The organism is Variovorax paradoxus, from assembly GCF_030815855.1.
GTDB classification, from domain to species: domain Bacteria; phylum Pseudomonadota; class Gammaproteobacteria; order Burkholderiales; family Burkholderiaceae_C; genus Variovorax; species Variovorax paradoxus_M.
Map to the genome: position 1 here is coordinate 2,184,397 of NZ_JAUSXG010000001.1, position 23,149 is coordinate 2,207,545.

Below are 23,149 nucleotides of genomic sequence, written 5' to 3' on the forward strand. Positions count from 1 at the left end.
AGAACGAATTTACTGCCGGTCGATCTTCGGATCGAGCGCATCGCGCAGCGCGTCGCCCAGTAGGTTGAACGCCAGCACCGTGAAGAAGATGGCCAGGCTCGGGAACAGCGCCACGTGCGGCGAGGTCACCATGTCGGCGCGTGCTTCGCTGAGCATCGCGCCCCATTCGGGCGTCGGCGGTTGCGCGCCCATGCCCAGGAACGACAGGCTGGCCGCCGTGATGATCGAGGTGCCCACGCGCATCGAGAAGTACACCACGATCGACGAGATGGTGCCCGGCAGGATGTGCCGCACGATGATGGTCCAGTCCGAGGCGCCGATGCTGCGCTCGGCCTCGATGTAGGTCTGTTGCTTGAGCACCAGCGTGTTGCCGCGCACCAGGCGTGCGAAGGCGGGCACGCTGAACACCGACACGGCCACCACCACGTTCGTCATGCTGCTGCCGAGAATCGCGACCACGCCGAGCGCGAGAAGAATGCCGGGGAAGGCGAACAGCACGTCGGAAATGCGCATCACGATGCGGTCCCACCAGCCTTCGTAGTAGCCCGCGAGCAGGCCGAACGCCGTGCCGACGAAGCCGCCCACCAGCACCGAGAGGAAGCCGGCCATCAGTGAAATGCGCGCTCCCATCAGGATGCGGCTGAAGATGTCGCGGCCCAGCGGATCGACGCCGAACCAATGCGCGGCCGACGGCCCGGTGTTCAGCATGTCGTAGTCGAAGAAATTCTCCGCGTCGAAGGGAACGATCCACGGCGCGAACACTGCGACGAACACCAGCAGCCCGACGAACACCGCGGCGACGATGCCCACGGGCTGCTTCTTGAAGCGCCGCCAGCATTCGCCCCAGGGCGTGCGGACCTTGCCCGCGGTTTGCACCGCCACGATGGGCGGAATGATGGTTTCGGCAGACACGCCGGTAGCTTGCGTCATGGCTGCTGCCTCACTTGTAGCGGATGGTCGGGTTGATGTAGCCGTACAGCACATCGACCACGAGGTTGATCAGGATGAACTCGAGCGAGAACAGCAGCACCAGCGTCTGGATGACGGGGTAGTCGCGCATCTGCACCGCGTCGACCAGGAGGCGCCCGAGGCCGGGCCAGTTGAACACCGCCTCGACCAGGATCGAGCCGCCCAGCAGAAAGCCGAACTGCAGGCCCATCATCGTGACGACCGGAATCAGCGCGTTGCGCAGGCAGTGCTTGATGATGACCGTGCGCTCGCGCACACCCTTGGCACGCGCGGTGCGAACAAAATCTTCCTGGATTACTTCGACGAACGATGCGCGAGTGAAGCGCGCCATCACCGCGGCCACTGCCGCGCCCAGCGTGATCGAGGGCAGGATGTAGTGCTTCCAGGTCGCGGCGCCTACCGTGGGCAGCCAGCCGAGCTGAACCGAGAAGATCTGCATCAGCAGCATGCCGAGCGCAAATGCAGGAAAAGAGATGCCCGATACGGCCAGCGTCATGCCGAGCCGGTCGGGCCATTGGTTGCGGAACACCGCGGAGACGATGCCGATGCCCATGCCGAAGATCACCGCCCACACCATGCTGGTGATGGTGAGCATCACCGTCGGGAAAAAGCGCTCGCCGATCTCCGTCGCCACCGGACGCCGCGTGCGGATCGAGGTGCCGAAGTCGCCCTGCAGCATGTGGGTGAAGAAGCTCACGAACTGCTGCGGCAGCGGTTTGTCGAGGCCCAGCTCCTTGCGGACCATGGCCACGGTCTGCTCGTCGGCCTCCTGGCCGGCGGCCAAGCGCGCCGGATCGCCGGGCAGCATGTGGACGAACAGGAACACCAGCACCGCCACGATGAGCAGCGTCGGGATCAGGCCCAGCAGTCGTTTGAGAAAGTAATTCAGCATGGCATACAGGCAATCAGCCCTCATTGCGGCATAGGAGCCAGTCGGGAGACACCGCAGAACCGGCTTTGCCGGGCCGCAGGTGTCGCCCCCTCGAGGGGGAGGCGGCTACACGCAGTGAGCCGCTTCGGGGGTGGGTCAGTTGATCGAGATGGCGTCGATGTTGATGTTGCCGTCAGGCATCACGTACACACCCGACAGGCGCTTGGAGTGCGCCGACAGGTTCTGCTCGGTCACCAGGGGCACGCGCGGCAGGTCCTTGCGGATTTCCTCCTGGGCGGTCTTGTAGAGCGCGGCCTTTTCCTTGTCGTCCACAGTGATCAGCGCCTTGGCCAGCGCGTTGTCGACCACCTCGCTCTTGTAGAACGACATGTTGTTCAGCTTGGGCGCCCAGGCTTCAGAGGCGAACAGCGGGCGCAGGCCCCAGTCGGCTTCGCCCGTCGACGACGACCAGCCCGTGTAGTACATGCGCACCTTGGCGGTCTTGGGGTCCGGCCATGCATCGACCATCTCGGTGCGCTGGCCCACTTCGAGCGCCTGCACCTGCAGCTTGATGCCGACTTGCGCGAGCTGCTGCTGCACGAACTGAATGGTCTTCTGGCTGGTCGTGTTGTTGTAGGCGCTCCACAGCACCGACTCGAAGCCATCGGGATAGCCGGCTTCCTTGAGGAGTTCCTTGGCCTTCTTCACGTCGTACGGAATCGGCGCCATCTTCTCGGCGTACTTCACGCCTTGCGGCACCACGCCCTGGGCGGGGAAGGCATAGCCGCCGAACGCGACCTTGGCGAGTGCTTCCTTGTTGATGGCGTAGCCGATGGCTTCGCGCACCTTCGGGTTGTCGTACGGCTTCTGCAGCATGTTGAATGCCAGGAAGCGCGTGATGATCGAAGGAATGGCCACCACTTCGAGCTTGTCGCTCTTCTTCAGCAGCTCGGCCTGCTCGTAGGGAATCGGGAACGCGAAATCGGCTTCGCCGGTCTGCAGCATTGCGGCACGGGTGTTGTTCTCGAGCACCGGCTTCCACTGCACCGTGTCCACCTTGGGGTAGCCCTTCTTCCAGTAGCCGTCGAACTTCTTGGCCTTGACCGCTTCGGTCTGCTTCCACTCGACGAATTCGAACGGGCCGGTGCCCACGGGGTGGAAGGCGATGTCCTTGTTGCCCCACTTCTTCAGCGCGGTGGGCGAAATCATCGCGGCCGAGGCATGGGCCAGCGAGTTGATGAAGGGGCCGAACGGCTCTTTCAGCGTGATGCGCACGGTGGTGGGGTTCAGCGCCTCGACCTTGCCCACGCGGTTGAACTGGTTGTAGCGCAGCAGCTTGTTGTCCTGGTTCAGCACGCGGTCGAGCGTGAACTTCACGGCTTCGGCGTTGAAGTCGGTGCCGTCGTGGAACTTGACGCCGGTGCGCAGCTTGATGGTGTAGACCAGGCCGTCCTTCGACACCTCGTAGCCTTCGGCCAGCACGTTCTGCACCTTTAGGTCCTTGTCGAACTGGAAGAGACCCTCGTAGAAGGTCTTGGTCACGGCCGTGGTGATGGTGGTATTGGTGTTGTACGGATCGAGCGTTTCGGGTTGATAGCCGATCGACAGCACCGCGTCTTTCGCGGCCATTGCCGTGCCGGTCATCGCGAGCGCGGCCAGGCCCAGCAGTGCCGATGCCCATCGCAGGGAAGAAGAAGATTGCTTCATGGAAAGAAACTCCAGTCGGTTCGAGGAAAAAAGCAGGAGGGCCTGCGGGTAGAAAAATCAGAAAGCGCCGAGGGCGTGAAAAATCAGAAAGCCCCGCCGACGGCGTGCCGTGCCACGAAGTGGCCGGGCGCAACCTGCACCAGCGGCGGCACGTCGGGCTCGTCGCCCACGGCGCGGATCGGGCTCGGGATCTCGCCTTCGAGCAGCGCGCGCGGCTTGTGGCGGCGCGAGGGGTCGGCCACCGGCACCGCGGCCATCAGCTTGCGGGTGTAGGCGTGCTGCGGTGCTTCGAACACCGCGCGGCGCGGGCCGATCTCGACGATCTGCCCGAGGTACATCACGGCCACGCGGTGGCTGATGCGCTCCACCACGGCCATGTCGTGCGAGATGAAAAGAAACGCCACGCCCAGCTCACGCTGCAGGTCGAGCATCAGGTTGACGATCTGCGCCTGGATGGATACATCCAGCGCCGACACCGATTCGTCCGCCACCACCACCTTGGGGTTGAGCGCGAGCGCGCGCGCAATCGCGATGCGCTGGCGCTGGCCGCCCGAGAACTCGTGCGGATAGCGCTGCGCCACCTCGGGCGGCAGGCCGACCTTCTGCAGCAGCCAGTCGACGCGCTGCTGCGCCTCGGCGCCCTTGGCGATGCCGTGGATGAGCAGCGGCTCCATGATCGAGAAGCCCACCGTCACGCGCGGATCGAGCGAGGCGAACGGGTCCTGGAAGATGAATTGGATATTGCGGCGCAGCGCCTGCAGTTCGCGCGTCGGCAGCTCTCGGATGTTCTGGCCGCCGAACTCGATGGCGCCGCTCTGGCTTTCGACCAGGCGCAGCAGCGAGCGGCCGGTGGTCGACTTGCCGCAGCCCGATTCGCCGACCAGCGCGAGCGTTTCGCCCGGGTACAGGTCGAAGCTGATCTTTTCGACCGCATGCACGCGGCGCTTCACGCGGCCGAAGAGGCCGCTGCGCACGTCGAAGCGCGTGACGAGATCGCGCACGCGCAGGATCGGGCCGGCCTCTTCGCGTACGGTGCTTTGCGGCGTTGTGTTCGTGCATGGCACGGTATCGGGGCTGCCTTCGGTGCGCAGCAATTCGAACTTGGCGGGCAGGTCGGTGCCCTGCATCGCGCCGAGCTTGGGCACCGCCGACAGCAGCGCTTTGGTGTAGGGGTGCTGTGGAGAGGCAAAAACCGTGTCGGAGCTGCCAGCCTCCACCTTGTCGCCGCGGTACATCACGAGCACGCGGTCGGCAATTTCGGCCACCACGCCCATGTCGTGCGTGATGAAGAGCACGCCCATGTGCATCTCCTTCTGCAGCCCGCGGATGAGCTGGAGGATCTGCGCTTGAATGGTCACGTCGAGCGCCGTGGTCGGCTCATCGGCAATCAGCAGCTGCGGCTTGCACGACAGCGCCATCGCGATCATCACGCGCTGGCGCATGCCGCCCGACAGCTGGTGCGGAAAGCGGTCGAGCACGTTGCGCGCTTCGGGAATGCGCACCAGCTCCAGCATGCGCAGTGCCTCGGCGCGCGCGGCCGCATTGCTCTTGCCCTGGTGGATGCGGATGGCCTCGGCGATCTGTTCGCCGGCGGTGAACACCGGGTTCAGCGAAGTCATCGGTTCCTGGAAGATCATCGCGATGTCCGCGCCGCGGATGTTGCGCATCGTGCCGTCGCGCGCCTGGGCCAGGTCGAGCACTTCGCCGTTGCGGCGGCGGAACGCCATGCGGCCGCCGAGGACGCGGCCGCCGCCATGCTCCACCAGCCGCATCAGTGCGAGCGAGGTCACCGACTTGCCCGAGCCCGATTCGCCCACCACCGCGAGCGTTTCGCCGTGATCGACGTGGAACGAGAGGTTCTTGACGGCATCGACGGTGCGCTCGGAGGTCGAGAAGCGCACGGTGAGGTCGTCGACGGCGAGAACGCGGCCGTCTGGCAGGGCGAGGGCAGGGGAGGACATTGGAATGCGGAAAGAAATAGTGGCGCGCGCGTGTCAGGCGAAGATGGCCGTGATGGGCGCTTCGTCACCGCGCGCATGGCCGCGGTACATGCCTTCGGTGTTGAAGGCGAGGCTCAGGTTGCCGTGGCGGTCGACGGCGATCAGCCCGCCGGTGCCGCCGATGGCGGGCAGCGACTGGTGCACCACCGCATGCGTGGCGGCCTCGAGCGTCGCGCCGCCGTAGGCCATGCGCGCGCAGATGTCGTAGGCGGCTGCGACGCGGATGAACATTTCGCCGCTGCCGGTGCACGAGACGGCGGCAGTGCGGTCGTCGGCGTAGGTTCCGGCGCCGATCAGCGGCGAATCGCCGATGCGGCCGACGCGCTTGTTGGTCATGCCGCCCGTGGAGGTGGCTGCGGCGACGTGGCCGTGCATGTCCAGCGCCACGGCACCGACGGTGCCGAACTTCTTGTCTTCGTCGAGCGGCGGCGTCATCGCCGCGCCTTCGTGATCGGTGACCACGCGGCCGGTGTCGCGCACGCGGTAGAGCTGCTGGCGGCGTGCTTCGGTCGAGAAGAAAAATGGCTCGACCATTTCGAGTCCGTGGTCGCGTGCGAAGGCTTCGGCGCCCGCGCCAGCCAGCAGCACATGCGCGCCGTCTTCGAGCACGGCACGCGCCGCGCGCACCGGGCGGCGGACGTGGCACACACCGGCAATGGCGCCGGCGGCCAGCGTGGCGCCGTCCATCACGGCGGCATCGAGCTCGTGGGTTTCTTCGTGCGTGAAAACCGCGCCGTGGCCTGCATTGAAGAGCGGGCACTCTTCGAGCATTTCGACGGCCAGGCAGGTGGCGTCGAGCGCGGATGCGCCCTGGAGCAGCGCTGCCTGCGCGGCGTGCACGATGTTCTGCAGCGCGTCGTGATAGGCCTGCGCCTGCGCCGCGCTGGTCGTGGCGGCGCTGATGGTGCCGGCGCCGCCATGAATGGCGATGACGGGAATGCTTTTGTTCTTCATGGGGAAGCTTTCTTCTTTTTCTTGCGGGCGCCGGCCGGTGCGGCGCTGGCGGATTGCGCGGAGGAGAAGTCCGCCCGCGGCAGGCCTTGCGCGCCGTGCAGCCAGGGCCGCACGGCCTGCAGGATGCGGCTCGCGGACTGCACCGCGCGGGGTGCACGCAGCGCAACCGCGCTGGTCAGCGCCTCGATCAATGCCAGCACGCTGGTTTCGCAGTTCGGCCGGTAGCTGGTTTCGGTCTGGCAATAGAGCACCACGTCGGCCAGCGGCGCCAGCGGCGAACTCGGGCGGTCGGTCAGCGCCAGCACGGCGCAGTCCTGGCCCTTGGCGATCTGCGCCAGCGCCACCGTGTCCGTGAGGTAGCGCGGGAAGGTCAGGCCGATGAACAGGTCTTGCGGGCCCGCATGCGTGAGCGTGCGCGCCGCATGCGTGACGCCGCTGACGCTGGAGAGCATGCGCACGTCGTTGCAGCTGCCGTCGAGCCCGTGCTGCAGCAGTCCCGCGAGCCATGCGCTGGCGCCGAAGCCCCCGATGTAGATCGAGCGCGCTTTCAGGATGCGCTGCACCGCAGCCTCGCACGCGGCGTAGTCCAGCGACTGGCGCGTGGCTTCGATGTTGCGGCGGCTTTCGTCGAGCGCAGTGGCGAACACCTCGGCCACGGTCGTCGGATGCTCCAGGTTGCCGCGCAGCCGCTCCACCGGCGCCACCAGGGACTCGAAGCCGCGCACGAGCTCGGCGCGGAAGGTGGCGTAGCCGTCGAAGTCCAGCGCACGGGCAAAGCGGTTGGCGGTGGCGACAGACACGCCCACCGCGGCCGCGAGCTCGTCGATGGGCAGCGTGGCCACCTGCAGCGGGTGCTCGAGCACGAAATCGGCCACCTGGCGGTGCGAGCGCGTCAGCCGCGGCAGCGCCTGCGCGATGCGCTGGGCCACGGTGGTGCCAGTGGTGTCGACGTTGGTGCTCATTCGTGGGGCCGCGCACTCCAAAGGGGGTGCTTTATGTAAATCAGTTTTCAAATATAAGACAAAAAAGAAAATTTTCTGTCATTTTTGATCGAATGAGCAAATTTCGGGCCCGCGAGGCCGAAGTGAGAGGGCGGAGATTGCCGGCCGGAGGCTAGGCTGCGTTTTTTTCCATGAACACGCTGAACGGGTCGTCCGGGTAGCTCCCGAACGGTCCTCGCTTCACGTAGCCCGCGCTGGCGTAGAAAGCCAGCGCTTCCGGCTGGCTGATGCCGGTCTCGAGCGCGAATCGGGTGCATCCCTTGCCGACCGCCTCGCTTTCCAGAAAGGCCAGCACCTTTGCGGCTACGCCTTGTCCGCGGTTTTCCGGCCGCACGAACATCCGCTTGAGCTCGCCGTATGCGGGCTCCAGCACCATGGCGCCGCAGCCCACGGCCGCTCCGTGCTCGTCGCGCGCAACCGCAAACAGCACATGCGCCGCCGAGAGCGCGGCAATGTCGATGCCGTAGTGGCACTCGGGCGGATAAAGCGGCTTCTGGTAGGCGTCGAGCGCCTCTATGAGCTGGACGACCTCGGGCTGGTCGGGGTGTTCGAGAGCAATGTTCATGGGGTTTCTTTGGGTGCGGCGAATCTTATGAGCCCCGGCCGGGGCCTTGTCAGCCGGGCGTGAGGCCGAGCACCCAGCCCTTGAAGTGCTCCAGCGCCCCCGAGGCCGGGGCTCCTTCGGGGTAGGCGAAGTAGTACCCCTGGCTCACGTTCAGGTGCCGGTCGATCGGCACCACGAGTTCGCCGGTTCTCAGTTCGCGCTCGATCAGGAGGCGCGGCGCCAGGCCGACGCCCATGCCGGCTGCGGCTGCGGCGGTCACCATGGTGAAGAGCTCGTAGCGCGGGCCGCGCGAGGCGTGCACCGTGTAGTCCCAGCCTTGGTGCGCATACCAGTCGCGCCAGGCATGCGCGCGCGTGCTCAGGTGCACGTGGCGGCAGCGCTCGAAGGCCGATTCGTCCCAGGGCCCGTTGGCATCGCGAAACGCCGGGCTGCAGACAGGCACCATCTCGCCTTCGGAAAAGATCAACCCACCCTGCGTGCCGGGCCAGAACTGGTCGCCGAAATAGATGGCGGCGTCGTACGCGTTTTCCTGGAACGAGAAGGGCTGCGTGCGCACCGACAGATTGACCGTGATGTTCGGGTGCTGCCGGCTGAAGTCGGGCAGCCGCGGAATCAGCCATTGAGTCGCAAAGGTGGGCACCACCGCCACTTCGAGCACAAAACCCATGTCGTGGCCAGCGCTGATTTCGAGCGTGTCGCGGCGGATCTGGTCCAGGTGCCGGCGGATGCGCGCGGCGTATTCGCGGCCGGTGTCGGTGAGCGTGAGCCGTCGGCGCACGCGCGAAAACAGCGGTACGCCCAGCCGCTGCTCCAGCGTCGCCACCTGGCGCCCGACGGCGCTTTGCGTCAGGGCCAGTTCGGCCGCCGCGCGGGTGAAGCTCCCCAGGCGCGCCGAGGCCTCGAAGGCCTGCAGCGCGCCCAGGTTGGGAATGTCTTTTCTCATCGTTGCTATTCTGCGTGCGGGTCTCGCGGTTTTTCCCGGCGCTTGTAAGAATGGACCTGTGGGCGAACAGCAAGAAAGGGATTTCATGCGTCGTGTGGTGATCATCGGCGGCGGGGCCATCGGTTCCGCCATTGCCTATTTTCTGAACCAGGACCCGTCGGAGGAGCCGTTCGACGTGACCGTGGTCGAGCGCGATTTCTCGTACACGCAAGCGTCGTCGGCCTTGTCGGCAAGCTCCATCCGGCAGCAGTTCTCCACCGCCATCAACATCGAGATGTCGCTCTATGGCATCGACTTTTTTCGCCACCTCGGCGAAACCCTGCGCGTGGGCGACAACGTGCCCGACATCGGGCTGGTGGAGCCCGGCTATCTGTACCTGGCTTCGCCGGACGGCGTGGACGTGCTGCGGGAGAACCATGCGACGCAGAAGGCGCATCGTGTCGACGTGGTATTGCTGACGCCCGAACAGCTGAAGGCCCGCTTTCCGTGGATCTCGGCCGAAGGCATCGCACTGGGGTCGCTGGGCCTTTCGGGCGAGGGCTGGTACGACGGCTACAGCCTGCTGCAGGCGTTTCGCAAGAAGGCCATTTCGCAGGGCGCCCGCTATGTGCAGGCGAAGGCAACCGGGCTACGGCGCAGCGGCCGCGCTCTCACGGGCGTGGAGCTGGACATCGGCGACCCGCTCGAGGCCGACGTGGTGATCAACGCCGCCGGCGCCTGGGCCGCCAAGGTGGCCGGCTGGGCCGGCATCGATCTGCCGGTGCGCGGGCGTCGCCGCATGGTGTTCAGCTTTTCGTGCCCCGAGACCTTGCCGGGCTGCCCGCTGATCATCGACACATCGGGCATCTGGCTGCGCCCCGAGGGCCGCCGTTTCATCTGCGGCTTTGCACCGCCGCAGGACAGGGACCGCGACGATGCCCCGCTCGAGGTCGACTACCGCGTTTTCGACGACTTCATCTGGCCTGCGCTGGCTGCGCGCGTGCCGGTGTTCGAGGCCATTCGCATGACAAGCGCCTGGGCCGGCTACTACGAGATGAACGTGTTCGACCACAACGCGATCCTCGGGCTGCATCCGGACTGCGACAACCTTTATTTCGCCAACGGCTTTTCGGGGCACGGGCTGCAGCAATGCCCCGCGGCGGGGCGCGGCGTGGCGGAACTCGTCCGCTACGGTGAATACCGCAGCCTCGACCTGTCGCCCGTTTCGTTCACGCGCATTCTCGAAAACCGGCCGTTGGTCGAGAAGAACGTGATCTAGCCGGAGGCCGGGTACAGGCGTACGATCATCCGCAAGCGAGGGCCACAGCATCATGACTGCACAGGCATTGATCGATACCGCACGGGCGCTGGTTGCCGGCGACAAGGGCTTGCTTGCCATGGACGAGAGCAACGCCACCTGCCACAAGCGCTTTGCAAAGCTGAACATTCCCCAGACCGAAGAGGCGCGCCGCAGCTGGCGCGAGCTGATCGTCACCGCGCCGGACCTCGGCGCATGCATCAGCGGCGCGATTCTTTTCGACGAGACCATCCGGCAGCGCACGAGCGCAGGCGCGTCGTTCGTGTCGGCGCTCGAAGCGGCGGGCATCATTCCGGGCATCAAGGTCGACACCGGCGCAAAGCCGCTGGCGGGCCATCCCGGCGAGACAGTGACCGAGGGCCTGGACGGCCTGCGCGAACGGCTGGCCGAATACGCCGGCATGGGCGCGCGCTTCGCCAAATGGCGCGGGGTCATCACGCCGGGCGAGGGCCTGCCCAGCCATGCGTGCATCGAGGTGAACGCCCATGCGCTGGCTCGCTATGCGGCCTTGTGCCAGGAGGTGGGACTGGTTCCGATCGTCGAACCCGAAGTGCTGATGGAGGGAGACCATTCCCTCGCACGCTGCGCGGTAATCACGGAAGAAACGCTGCATGCGGTCTTCGTCCAATTGCGTTTGCAAGGCGTGCTGCTGGAAGGCATGCTCTTGAAACCCAACATGGTCCTGCCCGGCCAGGCCTGCCCGAATCAGGAGAGCGTGGACGAGGTGGCCGACGCCACGGTGACCTGCCTGCTGCGTACCGTGCCCGCGGCCGTGCCGGGCATCGCATTTCTGTCGGGTGGACAGTCGGCGCAGCTCGCATCGGCCCGGTTGAACGCCATGAATGCGCGGTTCAAGTCCCGGTTGCCGTGGGCGTTGGCGTTTTCCTACTCGCGCGCCGTTCAGCAGCCGGCGCTCGACGCTTGGAAGGGTGATGCCGGCAATGTCGCTGCGGCGCAGAAGGCCCTGGTGCATCGAGCCCGCTGCAACCAGGCTGCCCGTCGCGGTGACTATGACGCGCTGGTGGATGCGCCGCAGTCCGGCTGAGATTCAGGACAGGGTGCGCGCGAATCAGGATGCCGGCAGGCCGGATGGCCCTCAGCTGCCTTTCGGTGCATTCACCAGTACGGGCACCTGCCGGTAGCTCTCCGGAAAGAGTTTCTTCAGGTCTTCGATCTTCGGCAGGTCGTTGAAAACGATGTACTCGTGGTTCGGATGGCGCGTGAGAAAGTCCTGGTGATAGGCCTCGGCCGCATAGAACGGCTTCGACATTTCGACGGTGGTGGCCAGCGGTTTGCCGAAGGTCCGGGCCTGGTTCAGCTGCGCGATGTAGGCCCTGGCAACGTGCGCCTGTTCGGCGTTCTCGGCAAACACGGTGGAGCGATATTGCGTGCCGGTGTCGGGACCTTGCCGGTTCAACTGGGTGGGGTCGTGCGCCACGGAGAAAAGGATTTGCAGCAGCTTGCCGTAGCTGATCTGCTGCGGGTCATACGTGATGCGCACCGATTCGGCATGGCCGGTGCGGCCCGAGCCCACGTCGTCGTAGCGCGCCGTCTTCGCTTCGCCGCCGGCATAGCCCGATACGGCGTTGTTCACGCCCTTGACACGCTGGAACACGCCTTGCACGCCCCAGAAGCAGCCACCGGCGAACACGGCGGTTTCGTATTTGACGGTGGGCGAGACCATCAGATCGGCCGTGGGCGCCGGTACGCGTCGGGCCGGCTCGGCGAACGAAGGCACCGCATGCCACGCCAGCGCTGCGGCCGCCAGGATGCGGGCGGTGAGTACGAGGAATCTCATGGGTTTGTCCTTGAAGGCGCCTGAAGCGGTTCAGTGTTCGGGGCCGACGTGCTGGTTCAGCCGTTCGATGAGCGCCGACACGTCGAAGCCTTGCGCGGCCACCGACTTGGGCAGCGCATGGAAGAGGCGCGGCATCAGATAGAGCAGCACGAAGCGATCGTCCTGGCGCCACTTGAGCACGTTCTCCCAGACGATCCTGCTCTCGCCGTGGCGGGCGTGGAGGCGCAGTGCATCGTCCAGCAGTTCCGCTGAAAACTCTTCCCGGATCGCCTTGTACTTCCGGTAATGCCGGCGTGCCGTCATCGGCATGACCACGAAGCGGATGGCCAGCAGAACGCCCGTGCCGCCGATCAGCCCGCCGAGCGTACTCGCCTGGATCTGCCGCGTGCCGAATACCGCGGCCAGCACGAGCAGCACGGCCACGGCAATCAGGATCCATCGCGCCAAACGCGGCAACCGCGCGTAAAGCTTCATGGCATCGACGTAGTCGTCTTCGGAAATCCTGAATGTCGCGGTCATGTTTAGCGCCGTGGTTCGCCTGTGGGTGGGGCGATGCTACAAGAGGGGCGCAAAGCCCCACTCGGAGAAAAAAGCCCATGGCCCAGCGCTGATCACGCGCAGCCCATGTTCATCAGGGCGGGCAGGGGCGTGCGGCGGCTGCGCCCGGCCGGGTTGCCTGGCTGGTGCCGCTTTCGTCCACCGTGCCGAGCGGGCGCGTGAACGTGCAGCCATAGGCCGGGTCCGCCACCGTGGCCGCGGTGACCACATCGTCACCCGCCGGCTTCACGCCGTCGCGCTCCCACTTGACCATCGCGTCGAAGGCTTCGACCTGCTCGGCGATCGTGAAGTCGCAGTGCGAAATGCCGCGGACCGCGCGCTGTACCAGCCAGTCGCTGTTGCCCTTGGCCGCCACGCGCCGGTTGTAGATCTGCTCCATGCTGAAGGGCACGTAGAGGTCGCCCAGCGTGTGCAGCGTGACCACCGGAATCTTGAACTCGCCGTTTGCCTTCGGAATCCAGCGCAGGCCGTCGGTGCGCAGGCGGTTGGCGTCGGCCGCGGCGGTGAGCTTGAGCACCGAGGCATTCAGCGCCGTGGTCCCCGGCACGTCGCCGTCGATGGTGTAGGTGAAGCGGTTCGTATCGATCGTGCTCCGGTTCAGAATGCCGTTGACTGTGCCGTCGCTGCCGAACACACCCCATACCGCCGCGAAGGTGCCGCCCTGCGTGAAGCCCAGGTCGAACATCGGCCGCTCGCCGCCCGTGAGGTTCTTCACCACGGAGCCGAACTTCAGGCCCGTGGCCGTGGGCGTGCCCGGGAACGCGGTGTACAGCGTGCCCGTCACCTGCGTCCTGATGTCCAGCCAGTTGACGATCGGGTACTTCGGCAGCCCGGCCAGCGCCTGGGCGGCAATCTGCGCGCCCGAGAAGTAGTCGAACAGCTCGGTGTCGCCGACCACGCCGCACATGGGCACCGCGCCGTGGTACTTCATCTTGTGGTTGGCCGTGGCGTACGCTTCGTCCTCGATGGCCGCCGCCGTGATGTGGCCGCCCATCGAATGGCCGGTGATGTAGGTCTTCGAAGGCGCAGCGAGCTCGCGGCCGTTGGCCTTGGCGATGGCGTTGAACTGCAGGGCCAGGGCGTTGGTGTCTTCCACACCCGCGCGCACGTCGTAGAAATTCTTGCTGTAGCTCGACGCGGCCCAGGCGTAGCCGTTCTGTATGAGGTAGCGGCGGATCGACGGGTTGTTTACCACCAGCAGGTTGACGTCGCCGGCATAGCCATGCGCGTACATCACGAGCTTGCCGTTCCAGTTGGCCGGCACTTCGACGCGGTATTGAGCGCCTTCGAGCATGCCGGCCCAGCGGCTCGTGGTGGCGTTGTCGACGGTGTCGCTTGCATCGGCGGCGAGCGCCGCGAAGGTGGTGGCCGCCGGGTCGGCGGGCGCGAATGAATTGCGGCTGTCCTGCAGGCGCGTCTCTTCAGGCGGTGGGGGCGCGGGGGGAGGAGGAGGGGGCGGTGCCGGCGGCGCGGGTGCCGGGGCGGGTGGCAGCGGTGTGAACGCGAAGCCGCCGCCACCGCCACCACCGCCGCAGGATGCGACGGCAAGGCTGGCTGCAAGGGCAAGAAATGTCAGGCGCGCGGAATGCATGGATGTCTCTCTCCGTTCTTGTGGTGTTGGGAAGAAGAAGCCTGGCGCAGCGCAACCTCACCCGACCGCAGAGAACGACCGTGCTATTTCGCTGGACCGGCGGGCAGCGTAGGGGCGTTGCCGGCCACGTCGGCCCGGGCTTTCCCGTAGCTGCTATCTCGTGCGCGACACCCGCGCCACGCCAGCGCGTGGAGGCGTCACTCCTTGCGGCGCGTGACCACCACCGTGGCCTCCAGCCCGTCATAGGCCTCGGCGTCGCCATACCAGCTGCCGGAGATCGGCGCGGCCTGCGCGGGGTCGCGCGTGACGCCGACGCGGATCAACTGGCCGCTGCCCATGAGGTTGTTGGTCGGGTCGAACGCGAGCCAGCCGACGCCCGGCAGGTAGGCCTGAAGCCAGGCGTGCGTGGTGCCGGCGCCGGTCATCGATTCGCCGGGCGACTGGGCTGCACGGTCAAGCGCCGCGTCGTAGATGTAGCCCGAGACGAAACGGGTGGCAATGCCCAGGCGGCGCGTGGCTTCCATCATCAGCAGCGCGTAGTCGCGGCAGCTGCCGCTGCCGAGCGCCAGCGTCTGGAGCGGCGTTTGCGTGCCTTCCTCGTCGCGCGCCTTGTATTCGAGGCTCTGGCCGATATGCGCGTTCATGCGCGTGAGCACTTCGCGCGTGCTGTTGGGCTTGTCGGTGTGCAGGAACTGGTGCGCCCAGCGGATCAGCGTTCCGTTCGCGTCGTCGTCGTGGTGCGGGCGCAGGTAGTGCTCGAGGTCGAGGCGTTCCTGCACCGAATAGGCAAAGGGCAGGAACTCGGCGGCCGGGTCGAGCGCGAGCTGGTCTTGCTGCGCCGGCACATGCTCGATGGTGAAGGAGCACACGATGCGCAGCTCCATGGCCTCGCCCATCGGTTGCACCAGCGCGACCGAGTTCGAATGCGGGTCCTGGATCAGCCGGGTGAACGACTGCGGGCTCACCTGCAAGTCGGTGGCCAGCACCCGCAGGTCATGGCTGTCGCGGGGCCGGAACATGACGCGGTGCAGCCCGAAGGTCACCGGTTTCTTGTAGCGGTAGACGGTGGTGTGCGTGATGTCGTACTGAATGGCCATGCGGTGCATTCTCACGTGTCGGCGGGGCGAGCGGTGGCTTTCCGTCGGCTTGCCCGGCCCTATGCCGCAGAATCGGCGCCCGTTCGGCCCTCGTCACCCGCATCGACGCCACATGTACTCCGCCACCTTCATCTTTGCCAAGAAGCAGTTCGACGACGAATTCCATCGCCTCGACCAGACCATTGCGGCGGCCGCGAAGTCGCTGCCCGGCTACCTGGGCGAAGAAACCTGGGAGAACGCGAGCAACGGGCTGGTGTCGAACGTCTATTACTGGGACTCGCTCGATGCGCTGCAGGCGCTCATTCAGCACCCCGTGCACCAGCAAGCCAAGGCGGCGCAGGCGAACTGGCTCGACGGCTACAAGGTTGTCATCGCCGAGGTGGTGCGCATCTACGGCGACAGCAAGATCGACCACATGCTGGCGCCGGCCGGCAGCACCGGCACCTAGATCGGCGGCCCGACCCTCTGGGTGCCAAGGGCCTTCGCCAGGTTGGTGGGCAGCGGCAGCGGCTCGCCGTGCCATTGCGCAGCCAGCAGCTCGGCGCACAGGGCCGCAAACGTGAGGCCGCGCGAACCCAGCGCGGTGCAGGCCCAGAGGCCGGCATCGTCCAGCGGGCCGACCAGCGGGCGGCGATCGCCCGAGGCGCAACGGATGCCCACCCAGGTCTTGGCCTCGCCGCTCTCGAAAGCCGATGACAGTGTGGCCGCGGCCGCCGGGTGCAGGCGTTCCAGTCGCTCGCGGTTTGCTTCGGCATCAGCGGCCTGAGGCGCCAGATCGGTGCTGTCGCGGTCGAAGGTGGCACCAGAAAGCCAGAGCAGGGCGCCTTCGCCCTCGGGCACATGCGCGATCAGGTGGCCGTCGCCGTTGAGCGGCGTGGTGGGCAATGCAAGGTCGTCCGCCATGCGGCCCCAAGCGACTTGCCCGCGCACCGGCTGCAGCGGAAGCGCGGGTGCGAAGCGTCCCGATTCATAGCCCGCGGCTACGACCACGCGATCGGCTTCGGTAAGCAACCGGTCGGCAGCATCCCAGAGCTGCCAGCCCGCCGCGCCGCGTGACAGGCGTGCGACCTGCGCGTTGCCGCGAAACTCGATGCCCGGCTCGCGCAGCCAAGCCTCGATCAGCCTCGACGGACGGACCCAGCCCGCCCGCGCATGCCAGAGCGCGGGCGCGTCGAGGGGCAAGCCGGCTTCCGCTAGTTGCGCAGTGCTTGCGGGCCACGATTCATTGGGGCCGCTTTCGCTCCATCCGGTGGGCACGCGCGTGTCGCGTTCAGGCCGGCGCTCCAGCACGCCGGAGGCGCACCAGTCGCGGCCTTCTTTCAGCAGGCGCTCCAGCTCCAGCCAGGTAGCGCGAATGCCCGCGCGCGTAAGCCGCGAGAGCAGGGCGTCGTCGGGTGAGACATGCGGCGCCAGCACGCCGACCGGCAGCCCGGAAGCGCCGGCGGCGGGTCGCTCGGCGGCATCGAGCACCGTCACTTGCCATCCGCGCCGCGCAAGGCTGGCGGCGACGGCCGCACCGGCAAGGCCAGCACCGATGACCGCGCAATGGCCGGGCGTCTCGATGCGCTCGAGCGCGGGGGCGCGGCGGCGCACCGTCCAGGCGGGCGCGAACACGCCGCTCAGGCCGTCGCGTTGGGGTGGCAGCCCTTGGCGCCGCTCGAGCTGGAAGCCATTCTGCGAAAGCGTGTCGTCCACTGCCCGGGCATCGGTCCGGGTGGCGAGGCCAGTGCCCTGGCGGGCGAAGCGCGACACGGCCTTCAGCGTGTCGGGCGACCACATGGCGGGGTTCTGTTCGGGGCTGAAGCCGTCGAGAAAGATGCTGTCGGCCTCGAAGCGCTGCGCGCGCAGCATCGGCTGCACATCGCCGACGCACAGCGTGAGCAGCACGCGGCCAGCGTCGAAGGCCAGCCGGTGAAAGCCGGGCAGCAGCCCGTGCCACTGCGCGGCCAGTTCCTCGGCCAGCGGCATCAGTTCGGGGTAGGCCCGTGCGGCGCGCAGCAGGTCTTCAGGCCCGACCGGGTGCGCCTCGATCGAGACGAAGTGCAGCATGCGCGGCCGGCTCGCGTCCGCGCGCCACGCCTGCCAGGTTGTCAGAAAATTGAGGCCCAGGCCGAACCCGGTTTCGAGAATCAGCCATTGCGGCCGTCCCGACCAAGCCCCGGGCAGGCCGCAGCCGCCCAGAAACACGTGGCGCGATTGCGCCAGCGCGCCGGTTTCGGTGTGATAGCTGTCGCCGAAGCGCTCGCTGTACGGCACGCCGTCCGCGCGCCATGCCACCGGCTCAGCGGTCACGGCCGGCCGTGGTGTTCAGGGCGCGGGCGGAGGAACGTATCCCTGGGCCACATCGGCGCCTTCGCCGAAGAAGTGCTTTTCCATCTGGCGGGCAAGGTACTGGCGGGCGCGCAGATCGGCCAGATTCAGCCGGTTTTCGTTGACCAGCATCGTCTGCTGCTTGAGCCAGGCGGCCCAGGCTTCCTTGCTGACGTTCTCCCACAGGCGCTTGCCCAAGTCCCCGGGATAGGGCGGGAAGTCGAGCCCTTCGGCCTCTTTGCCGAGCTTGATGCACTGAACCATGCGTGCCATTTTTGATTGCCTCTGGTGGGGAAAGCGGTTGCTTAGTTGATTTTGCTATTTAGAACTGACAACTCGGTCGTTCCAGTTTCTATATGTCGTATTCAGAATACGTAGCTTCATTGATATGCCTTTTTGAGCAAGACACCATGAGCCATCGCCGCGACTTTATCAAGCTTTCCCTGGGTGCCGGCGTGGCCGGTGCCATGGCCCTGACGGCGTTGCCGTCGTTCGCACAGGGTGCGGGCCCCGTGACGCTGCTCAATGTGTCGTACGACCCGACGCGCGAGCTGTATGTCGACTACAACCGCGCCTTCGCCAAATACTGGAAGGCCAAGACCGGCCAGGACGTGACCATCAAGCAGTCGCATGGCGGCTCGGGCAAGCAGGCGCGCTCGATCATCGACGGCATCGACGCCGACGTGGCCACGCTGGCCCTGGGCGGAGACATCGACGCACTGGTCACGCACGGCGGGGTCGTCAAGGAAGGCTGGCAGAAGCGCCTGCCGCAGAACTCGGCGCCGTACACCTCGACCATCGTGTTCCTGGTGAAGAAGGGCAACCCCAAGGGCCTGAAGGACTGGAACGACCTGGTCAAGCCAGGCGTCCAGGTGATCACGCCCAACCCCAAGACCTCCGGTGGCGCGCGCTGGAACTACCTGGCCGCGTGGGAATTCGCCAAGCGCAAGTACGGCAGCGACGCCAAGGCCAAGGAATTCATCGGCAGCCTGTTCAAGAACGTGCCGGTGCTCGACACCGGCGCGCGCGGCTCGACCATCACCTTCGTTCAGCGCGGCGTGGGCGACGTGCTGCTGGCCTGGGAGAACGAGGCCTTCCTGGCGCTGAAGGAATTCGGCGCCGAGAAGTTCGAGATCGTGGTGCCATCGATTTCCATCCTGGCCGAGCCCACGGTGGCGGTGGTCGACAAGGTGGTCGACAAGAAGGGCACCCGTGCCGTGGCCGAGGAATACCTCAAGTACCTGTATTCGGATGAGGGCCAGGACATTGCCGGCCGCAATTTCTACCGCCCGACCTCGGAGAAGGCCAAGGCCAAGTACGACAAGCAGTTTCCCAAGCTCACGCTGGTGACCATCGACGAAGCATTCGGCGGCTGGGGCAGGGCGGACAAGGCGCACTTCGCCGACGGCGGCTCCTTCGACCAGATCTACAAGTAAGACAACGAAGAAAGCTCTTGTGTCCGTTCTCCTGATTGCTGGCAGCCCCTCGGCACCGTCGCGTTCCACCGCCTTGCTCGAGGCCGTGGGCGAGCGGCTGGCCGGCCGCCATGCGCACATCGAGCGGCTCGCCATCCGCGATCTGCCGGCCGAGGCGCTGCTTCTGGCCGACTGGAACCATCCGGCCATCGTGCGCGCCATTGCGCAGGTGGCGCATGCGCGCGTGGTCGTGGTGGCCACACCGGTCTACAAGGCGGCCTACAGCGGCGTGCTCAAGGTCTTTCTGGACTTGCTCGCGCAGAACGCGCTCAAGGGCAAGACGGTGCTGCCGCTGGCCACCGGCGGCAGCCCGCACCACATGCTTGCGCTCGACTACGCATTGCGGCCGGTGCTGCATGCGCTGTCGGCGCGGCACATTCTTCCGGGCGTCTACGCGACCGATTCGCAGATCACGCTGACGCCCGAAAACGCCTACCAGGTGCATGCCGACCTGGCCGAACGGCTCAACGAGGCGGTCGAGGTGCTTGCGACCGAAGGGCTGAAGCTGCCCGCAACCCACGGCTTCGAACCGGTGCCGTTTTCTCGCGTGCGATGTAGCGTCTGACGGGTTCCCTGTCGAGCCCGCCTCCAGCCAGCCCCAATTCCGTTCCCGTTTTTTGGTCGCCCGTACGCGGCGAGGGGACAGCTTTGCCCAAAGGAACCCACACGTGAACCCCGTTGCCACCGAAGACTCCGCGCTCGACACGCCGCCTCGTTCCATCTGGCATGCGCTGCGAGACCTCGCCATCAGCACGCTCGTGGTCACAGCCATAGCGCTCATCGTCGGCTTCATCTCGGCCTGAGCCGGGTCTGCTCCTCCGCACACGAAAGAACCACCTCATGACTTCCATCTCCATTCCGCGCCGCCGCCTGCTGCAGGGCGCCGCCGCTGCGGTGGCGCTGCCTTCGTTCGCCGCACTGGCGCAGGCGCCGGCCCGCCAGCTCCGCATCGGCAACCAGAAGGGCACGCTCAACATCCTCAAGGGCCGAGGCACGCTCGAGAAGCGCCTGGCGCCGCTCGGCGTGTCGCTCAAGTGGACCGAGTTCGCCGCCGGCCCGGTTCAGCTCGAAGCGCTGAATGTCGGCTCCATCGACTTCGGCGACGTGGGCGAAGCGCCGCCGATCTTCGCGCAGGCCGCGGGCGCGCCGCTGGCCTACGTGGCGGCCACGCTGCAGCGCCCGCAATCGGAAGCGGTGCTGGTGCCCAAGGGCTCGGGCATCAGGACCGTGGCCGACCTGAAGGGAAAGAAGATCGCGCTCAACAAGGGCTCGAATGTTCACTACTTCATCGTAAAGCTGGCTGAGAAGCACGGCCTTGCGTACAGCGACCTGAACCTCGTCTACCTGGCGCCGGCCGATGCGCGCGCCGCCTTCGAGAAGGGCTCGGTCGACGCATGGGTGATCTGGGATCCGTTCCTCGCCGCCGCCGAAAAATCGCTCGAGGCCCGCGTGCTGGCCGACGCAACCGGCGTGGTGGGCAACCGCTCGTACTACTTCTCGTCGCTCGACTATGCGGCGAAGAACGCCGACGTGCTGACCATCGTGACCGAGGAGATCGGCAAGATCGACGCCTGGGGCACCGCCAACAAGAGCGATCTTGCCGCCGAGTTGGCTGCTCTCTGGGGCCTGCCCAAGCCGGTGGCCGACTTGACGGTGGCGCGCGCGGTCTACGGCACCGGCCCCATCACCAAGGCGATTCTTGCCGAGCAGCAGAAGATTGCCGACACCTTCTTCGACCTGAAGCTGATTCCCCGAAAGATCAACGTGCTCGAGGCCGCTCCGGCGGGGATCGCGTGATCGAGGAAGCCGTGCGCAACCGTGCCGCTTGCGTGGTGGCCACGACCACGCGCGCCTGGGGCATTCCCGGGCCGCGGGTCCGCCGCGCTCGTGCCGTATCGCCGCGCCTCTGCTTCGCGCTGCCCCGCGTGCGCGGCTTTTTCTTTGCCATCTGACGCCAGGCCTTACCCGACGGAAAGACGACATGCAGATTTTCTGGTTTCTCCCCACCCACGGCGACAGCCGATATCTCGGCACAACCGAAGGCGCGCGCCAGGTCGATCTGGCCTACCTGCAGCAGATTGCCGGCGCCGCCGACAACCTCGGCTACGAAGGCGTGCTGATTCCCACCGGCCGTTCGTGCGAAGACCCCTGGGTGATCGCATCGAGCCTGATCGGCGCGACGAAGAAGCTCAAGTTCCTGGTGGCGGTGCGGCCGGGGCTGCACCAGCCGAGCCTGGCGGCGCGCATGGCGGCGACCTTCGATCGTCTTTCGGGCGGCCGCCTGCTGGTGAACCTGGTCACGGGCGGCGACCAGGCCGAGCTCGAAGGCGACGGTGTCTACCTCGACCATGCGGCGCGCTACGAGCAGTCGGCCGAGTTCATTCGCATCTGGCGCGAGATTCTTGCGCGCAGCCATGACGGCCAGGCCTTCGACTATGAAGGCGAGCACCTGAGCGTGAAGGGCGCGAAGCTCCTGTTTCCGCCGGTGCAGAACCCTCATCCGCCGGTGTGGTTCGGCGGTTCGTCGGCCGCCGCGCACGAGCTCGCGGCCGAGCAGGTCGATGCCTATCTCACCTGGGGCGAACCGCCCGCCGAGGTGGCCCGAAAGATTGCCGATGTGCGCAACCGCGCCGCGCGCAAAGGCCGCAAGGTCGAGTTCGGCATTCGGCTGCATGTGATCGTGCGCGAGACGGAAGAAGCCGCCTGGAAGGCAGCCGACGAATTGATCAGCCGCGTCGACGACGAGACGGTGATCCGCGCCCAGGCCGCGTTCGCGCGCATGGACTCCGAAGGCCAGCGCCGCATGGCCGCGCTGCATGCGGGCGGCGCCAAGCGCTCGCGTGCCGACCTGGAAATCTCGCCCAACCTGTGGGCCGGCGTGGGCCTGGTGCGCGGCGGCGCGGGCACGGCGCTGGTGGGAGACCCGAAGACCGTGGCGGCGCGCATCGAGGAATACGCGGCGCTCGGCCTCGACAAATTCATTCTCTCGGGCTACCCGCATCTCGAAGAGGCCTATCGCTTCGCGGAACTGGTGTTTCCGCTGCTCTCGCGCAAGGCGCAGACGCGGCTTGCCGGCGGCTCGCTGAGCGGGCCCTTCGGCGAAGTCGTGGCCAATCTCGATGCGCCTTCGCGCTTCGCTTCTCAAAGCTAAGGACCCCCATGACGGAACAAGTGCAGGAATTGCCGGCGGTCTCCTCTTCGCAAGGAAGCACGCTCGGCGCGCTCAAAGCCTTCGGCGCCAACGTGGCGGGGCGGCTGGTGCCGTGGCTCGTGCCGGTGGGGCTGATCGTCCTGTGGCAGATCGCTTCGTCGCTGGGCTGGCTCTCCACGCGGGTGCTGCCGGCGCCGGTGGACGTGGTCAAGGCGGCCTGGTCGCTCGCGGTGTCGGGCGAACTCTGGACGCACGTCAAGGTGAGCGCGGGCCGTGCGCTCGCGGGGCTGGCCATCGGCGGCGGAACAGGGCTGGTGCTGGGCCTCTTGACGGGTTCGGTGAAGTTCTTCGAGACGCTGCTCGATTCGACCATCCAGATGGTGCGCAACATTCCCGCGCTGGCGCTCATTCCGCTCGTCATCCTGTGGTTCGGCATCGACGAGTCGGCCAAGCTGTTCCTGATCTCGGTGTCGGTGTTCTTTCCGATCTACCTCAACACCTTTCACGGCATTCGCAACGTCGATCCGCAGCTGATCGAGATGGGGCGCACCTATGGCCTCTCGCGCTGGCAGCTGTACCGCGAGGTCATCCTGCCGGGCGCGCTGTCGTCCATTCTCGTGGGCCTGCGCTTTTCGCTCGGCCTGATGTGGGTGATCCTGATCGTGGCCGAAACCATCTCGGCGCAGGCCGGCATCGGCTATCTCACGATGAACGCCCGCGAGTTCCTGCAGACCGACATCGTCCTGGTGGGCATCCTCTTGTATGCGCTGCTCGGCAAGCTGGCCGACCTGTTCGCGCGCGGCCTGGAGCAATGGTGGCTGCGCTGGCACCCGGGCTACCAGAAAAAGGCCGCGAAGTGAGG

Annotated in this window: 24 protein-coding genes; 10 read left to right on the forward strand and 14 right to left on the reverse strand. The window is 66.6% G+C overall.

What is annotated here, in order from left to right:
* Positions 1-9 precede the first annotated feature (9 nt).
* The 8 genes from gsiD to QFZ42_RS10245 form a co-directional block, all read right to left on the reverse strand.
* Positions 10-930: a glutathione ABC transporter permease GsiD gene (gene gsiD, locus QFZ42_RS10210; RefSeq protein ID WP_307700842.1), complete on the reverse strand. Its 921-nt coding sequence runs from the start codon at positions 928-930 to the stop codon at positions 10-12.
* Positions 931-940: 10 nt separating this feature from the next.
* The gene (gene gsiC / locus QFZ42_RS10215; protein WP_307700843.1) at positions 941-1,861 is read right to left on the reverse strand and encodes a glutathione ABC transporter permease GsiC; all 921 of its coding nucleotides are present in this window, start codon (positions 1,859-1,861) and stop codon (positions 941-943) included.
* 135 nt (positions 1,862-1,996) lie between these two features.
* Positions 1,997-3,547, reverse strand: coding sequence for a glutathione ABC transporter substrate-binding protein GsiB (gsiB, locus tag QFZ42_RS10220; protein ID WP_307700844.1), 1,551 nt, complete (start codon positions 3,545-3,547; stop codon positions 1,997-1,999).
* An 83-nt stretch (positions 3,548-3,630) separates the two neighbouring features.
* Complete coding sequence (locus QFZ42_RS10225) at positions 3,631-5,508, reverse strand: dipeptide ABC transporter ATP-binding protein (RefSeq protein WP_307700845.1); 1,878 nt, start codon at positions 5,506-5,508, stop codon at positions 3,631-3,633.
* Positions 5,509-5,541: 33 nt separating this feature from the next.
* Positions 5,542-6,501 (reverse strand): isoaspartyl peptidase/L-asparaginase family protein, encoded by a 960-nt coding sequence (locus QFZ42_RS10230; RefSeq protein WP_307700846.1) that lies wholly within the window; start codon positions 6,499-6,501, stop codon positions 5,542-5,544.
* The gene (locus tag QFZ42_RS10235; protein ID WP_307700847.1) at positions 6,498-7,463 is read right to left on the reverse strand and encodes a MurR/RpiR family transcriptional regulator; all 966 of its coding nucleotides are present in this window, start codon (positions 7,461-7,463) and stop codon (positions 6,498-6,500) included. The genes QFZ42_RS10230 and QFZ42_RS10235 overlap by 4 nt, the downstream gene beginning before the upstream one ends.
* A 151-nt stretch (positions 7,464-7,614) precedes the next feature.
* Positions 7,615-8,067: a GNAT family N-acetyltransferase gene (locus QFZ42_RS10240; RefSeq protein WP_307700848.1), complete on the reverse strand. Its 453-nt coding sequence runs from the start codon at positions 8,065-8,067 to the stop codon at positions 7,615-7,617.
* 49 nt (positions 8,068-8,116) lie between these two features.
* A complete protein-coding gene (locus tag QFZ42_RS10245; RefSeq protein ID WP_307700849.1) occupies positions 8,117-9,010 on the reverse strand; it encodes a LysR substrate-binding domain-containing protein in 894 nt (297 codons plus the stop codon).
* 85 nt (positions 9,011-9,095) lie between these two features.
* Between QFZ42_RS10245 and QFZ42_RS10250 the strand changes: the two genes are divergently transcribed.
* Both QFZ42_RS10250 and QFZ42_RS10255 read left to right on the forward strand, forming a co-directional pair.
* Positions 9,096-10,268, forward strand: a complete 1,173-nt coding sequence (locus QFZ42_RS10250; RefSeq protein WP_307700850.1) for an NAD(P)/FAD-dependent oxidoreductase — start codon at positions 9,096-9,098, stop codon at positions 10,266-10,268.
* 52 nt (positions 10,269-10,320) lie between these two features.
* Complete coding sequence (locus tag QFZ42_RS10255; RefSeq protein ID WP_307700851.1) at positions 10,321-11,352, forward strand: class I fructose-bisphosphate aldolase; 1,032 nt, start codon at positions 10,321-10,323, stop codon at positions 11,350-11,352.
* 51 nt (positions 11,353-11,403) lie between these two features.
* Here the strand turns inward: QFZ42_RS10255 and msrA are convergent, their stop codons facing one another.
* From msrA to QFZ42_RS10275, 4 genes are all read right to left on the reverse strand, one after another.
* Positions 11,404-12,105: a peptide-methionine (S)-S-oxide reductase MsrA gene (msrA, locus tag QFZ42_RS10260; RefSeq protein ID WP_307700852.1), complete on the reverse strand. Its 702-nt coding sequence runs from the start codon at positions 12,103-12,105 to the stop codon at positions 11,404-11,406.
* 30 nt (positions 12,106-12,135) lie between these two features.
* Positions 12,136-12,624, reverse strand: a complete 489-nt coding sequence (locus QFZ42_RS10265) for a YcxB family protein (RefSeq protein WP_307700853.1) — start codon at positions 12,622-12,624, stop codon at positions 12,136-12,138.
* A 112-nt stretch (positions 12,625-12,736) separates the two neighbouring features.
* Entirely contained in the window at positions 12,737-14,254 is a 1,518-nt protein-coding gene (locus tag QFZ42_RS10270; RefSeq protein WP_307700854.1) for an alpha/beta hydrolase family protein, read from the reverse strand.
* Positions 14,255-14,451: 197 nt separating this feature from the next.
* Complete coding sequence (locus QFZ42_RS10275) at positions 14,452-15,351, reverse strand: transglutaminase family protein (RefSeq protein WP_373423326.1); 900 nt, start codon at positions 15,349-15,351, stop codon at positions 14,452-14,454.
* 112 nt (positions 15,352-15,463) lie between these two features.
* On the opposite strand from QFZ42_RS10275, the gene QFZ42_RS10280 reads away from it, so the two are divergent.
* Complete coding sequence (locus QFZ42_RS10280) at positions 15,464-15,799, forward strand: antibiotic biosynthesis monooxygenase family protein (RefSeq protein WP_307700855.1); 336 nt, start codon at positions 15,464-15,466, stop codon at positions 15,797-15,799.
* On the opposite strand, the gene mnmC is transcribed toward QFZ42_RS10280, so the two are convergent.
* Positions 15,796-17,643: an FAD-dependent 5-carboxymethylaminomethyl-2-thiouridine(34) oxidoreductase MnmC gene (gene mnmC, locus QFZ42_RS10285; RefSeq protein WP_307700856.1), complete on the reverse strand. Its 1,848-nt coding sequence runs from the start codon at positions 17,641-17,643 to the stop codon at positions 15,796-15,798. The two genes, QFZ42_RS10280 and mnmC, sit on opposite strands and share 4 nt — an antisense overlap.
* Positions 17,644-17,658: 15 nt before the next feature.
* On the reverse strand, positions 17,659-17,934 hold the full coding sequence (locus tag QFZ42_RS10290) for an oxidative damage protection protein (protein WP_187110284.1): 276 nt from the start codon (positions 17,932-17,934) through the stop codon (positions 17,659-17,661).
* Positions 17,935-18,071: 137 nt separating this feature from the next.
* Here QFZ42_RS10290 and QFZ42_RS10295 point away from each other — a divergent pair, with 137 nt between their 5' ends.
* The 7 genes from QFZ42_RS10295 (at position 18,072) to ssuC (ending at position 23,147) form a co-directional block, all read left to right on the forward strand.
* Positions 18,072-19,097: a sulfate ABC transporter substrate-binding protein gene (locus QFZ42_RS10295; protein ID WP_307700857.1), complete on the forward strand. Its 1,026-nt coding sequence runs from the start codon at positions 18,072-18,074 to the stop codon at positions 19,095-19,097.
* A gap of 19 nt (positions 19,098-19,116) precedes the next feature.
* Complete coding sequence (gene ssuE, locus QFZ42_RS10300) at positions 19,117-19,701, forward strand: NADPH-dependent FMN reductase (protein ID WP_307700858.1); 585 nt, start codon at positions 19,117-19,119, stop codon at positions 19,699-19,701.
* A gap of 103 nt (positions 19,702-19,804) precedes the next feature.
* Positions 19,805-19,939: a hypothetical protein gene (locus QFZ42_RS10305; RefSeq protein ID WP_307700859.1), complete on the forward strand. Its 135-nt coding sequence runs from the start codon at positions 19,805-19,807 to the stop codon at positions 19,937-19,939.
* Between the two features lie 37 nt (positions 19,940-19,976).
* Positions 19,977-20,933, forward strand: coding sequence for a sulfonate ABC transporter substrate-binding protein (locus QFZ42_RS10310; RefSeq protein WP_307700860.1), 957 nt, complete (start codon positions 19,977-19,979; stop codon positions 20,931-20,933).
* The gene (locus tag QFZ42_RS10315; protein ID WP_307700861.1) at positions 20,930-21,088 is read left to right on the forward strand and encodes a hypothetical protein; all 159 of its coding nucleotides are present in this window, start codon (positions 20,930-20,932) and stop codon (positions 21,086-21,088) included. Before QFZ42_RS10310 ends, QFZ42_RS10315 begins: the two co-directional genes overlap by 4 nt.
* A gap of 29 nt (positions 21,089-21,117) precedes the next feature.
* On the forward strand, positions 21,118-22,287 hold the full coding sequence (ssuD, locus tag QFZ42_RS10320) for an FMNH2-dependent alkanesulfonate monooxygenase (protein ID WP_307700862.1): 1,170 nt from the start codon (positions 21,118-21,120) through the stop codon (positions 22,285-22,287).
* Positions 22,288-22,295: 8 nt separating this feature from the next.
* Positions 22,296-23,147 carry an aliphatic sulfonate ABC transporter permease SsuC gene (ssuC, locus tag QFZ42_RS10325; RefSeq protein ID WP_307700863.1) on the forward strand — a complete coding sequence of 284 codons (852 nt, stop codon included), beginning with the start codon at positions 22,296-22,298 and terminating at the stop codon, positions 23,145-23,147.
* Positions 23,148-23,149: the final 2 nt, after the last annotated feature.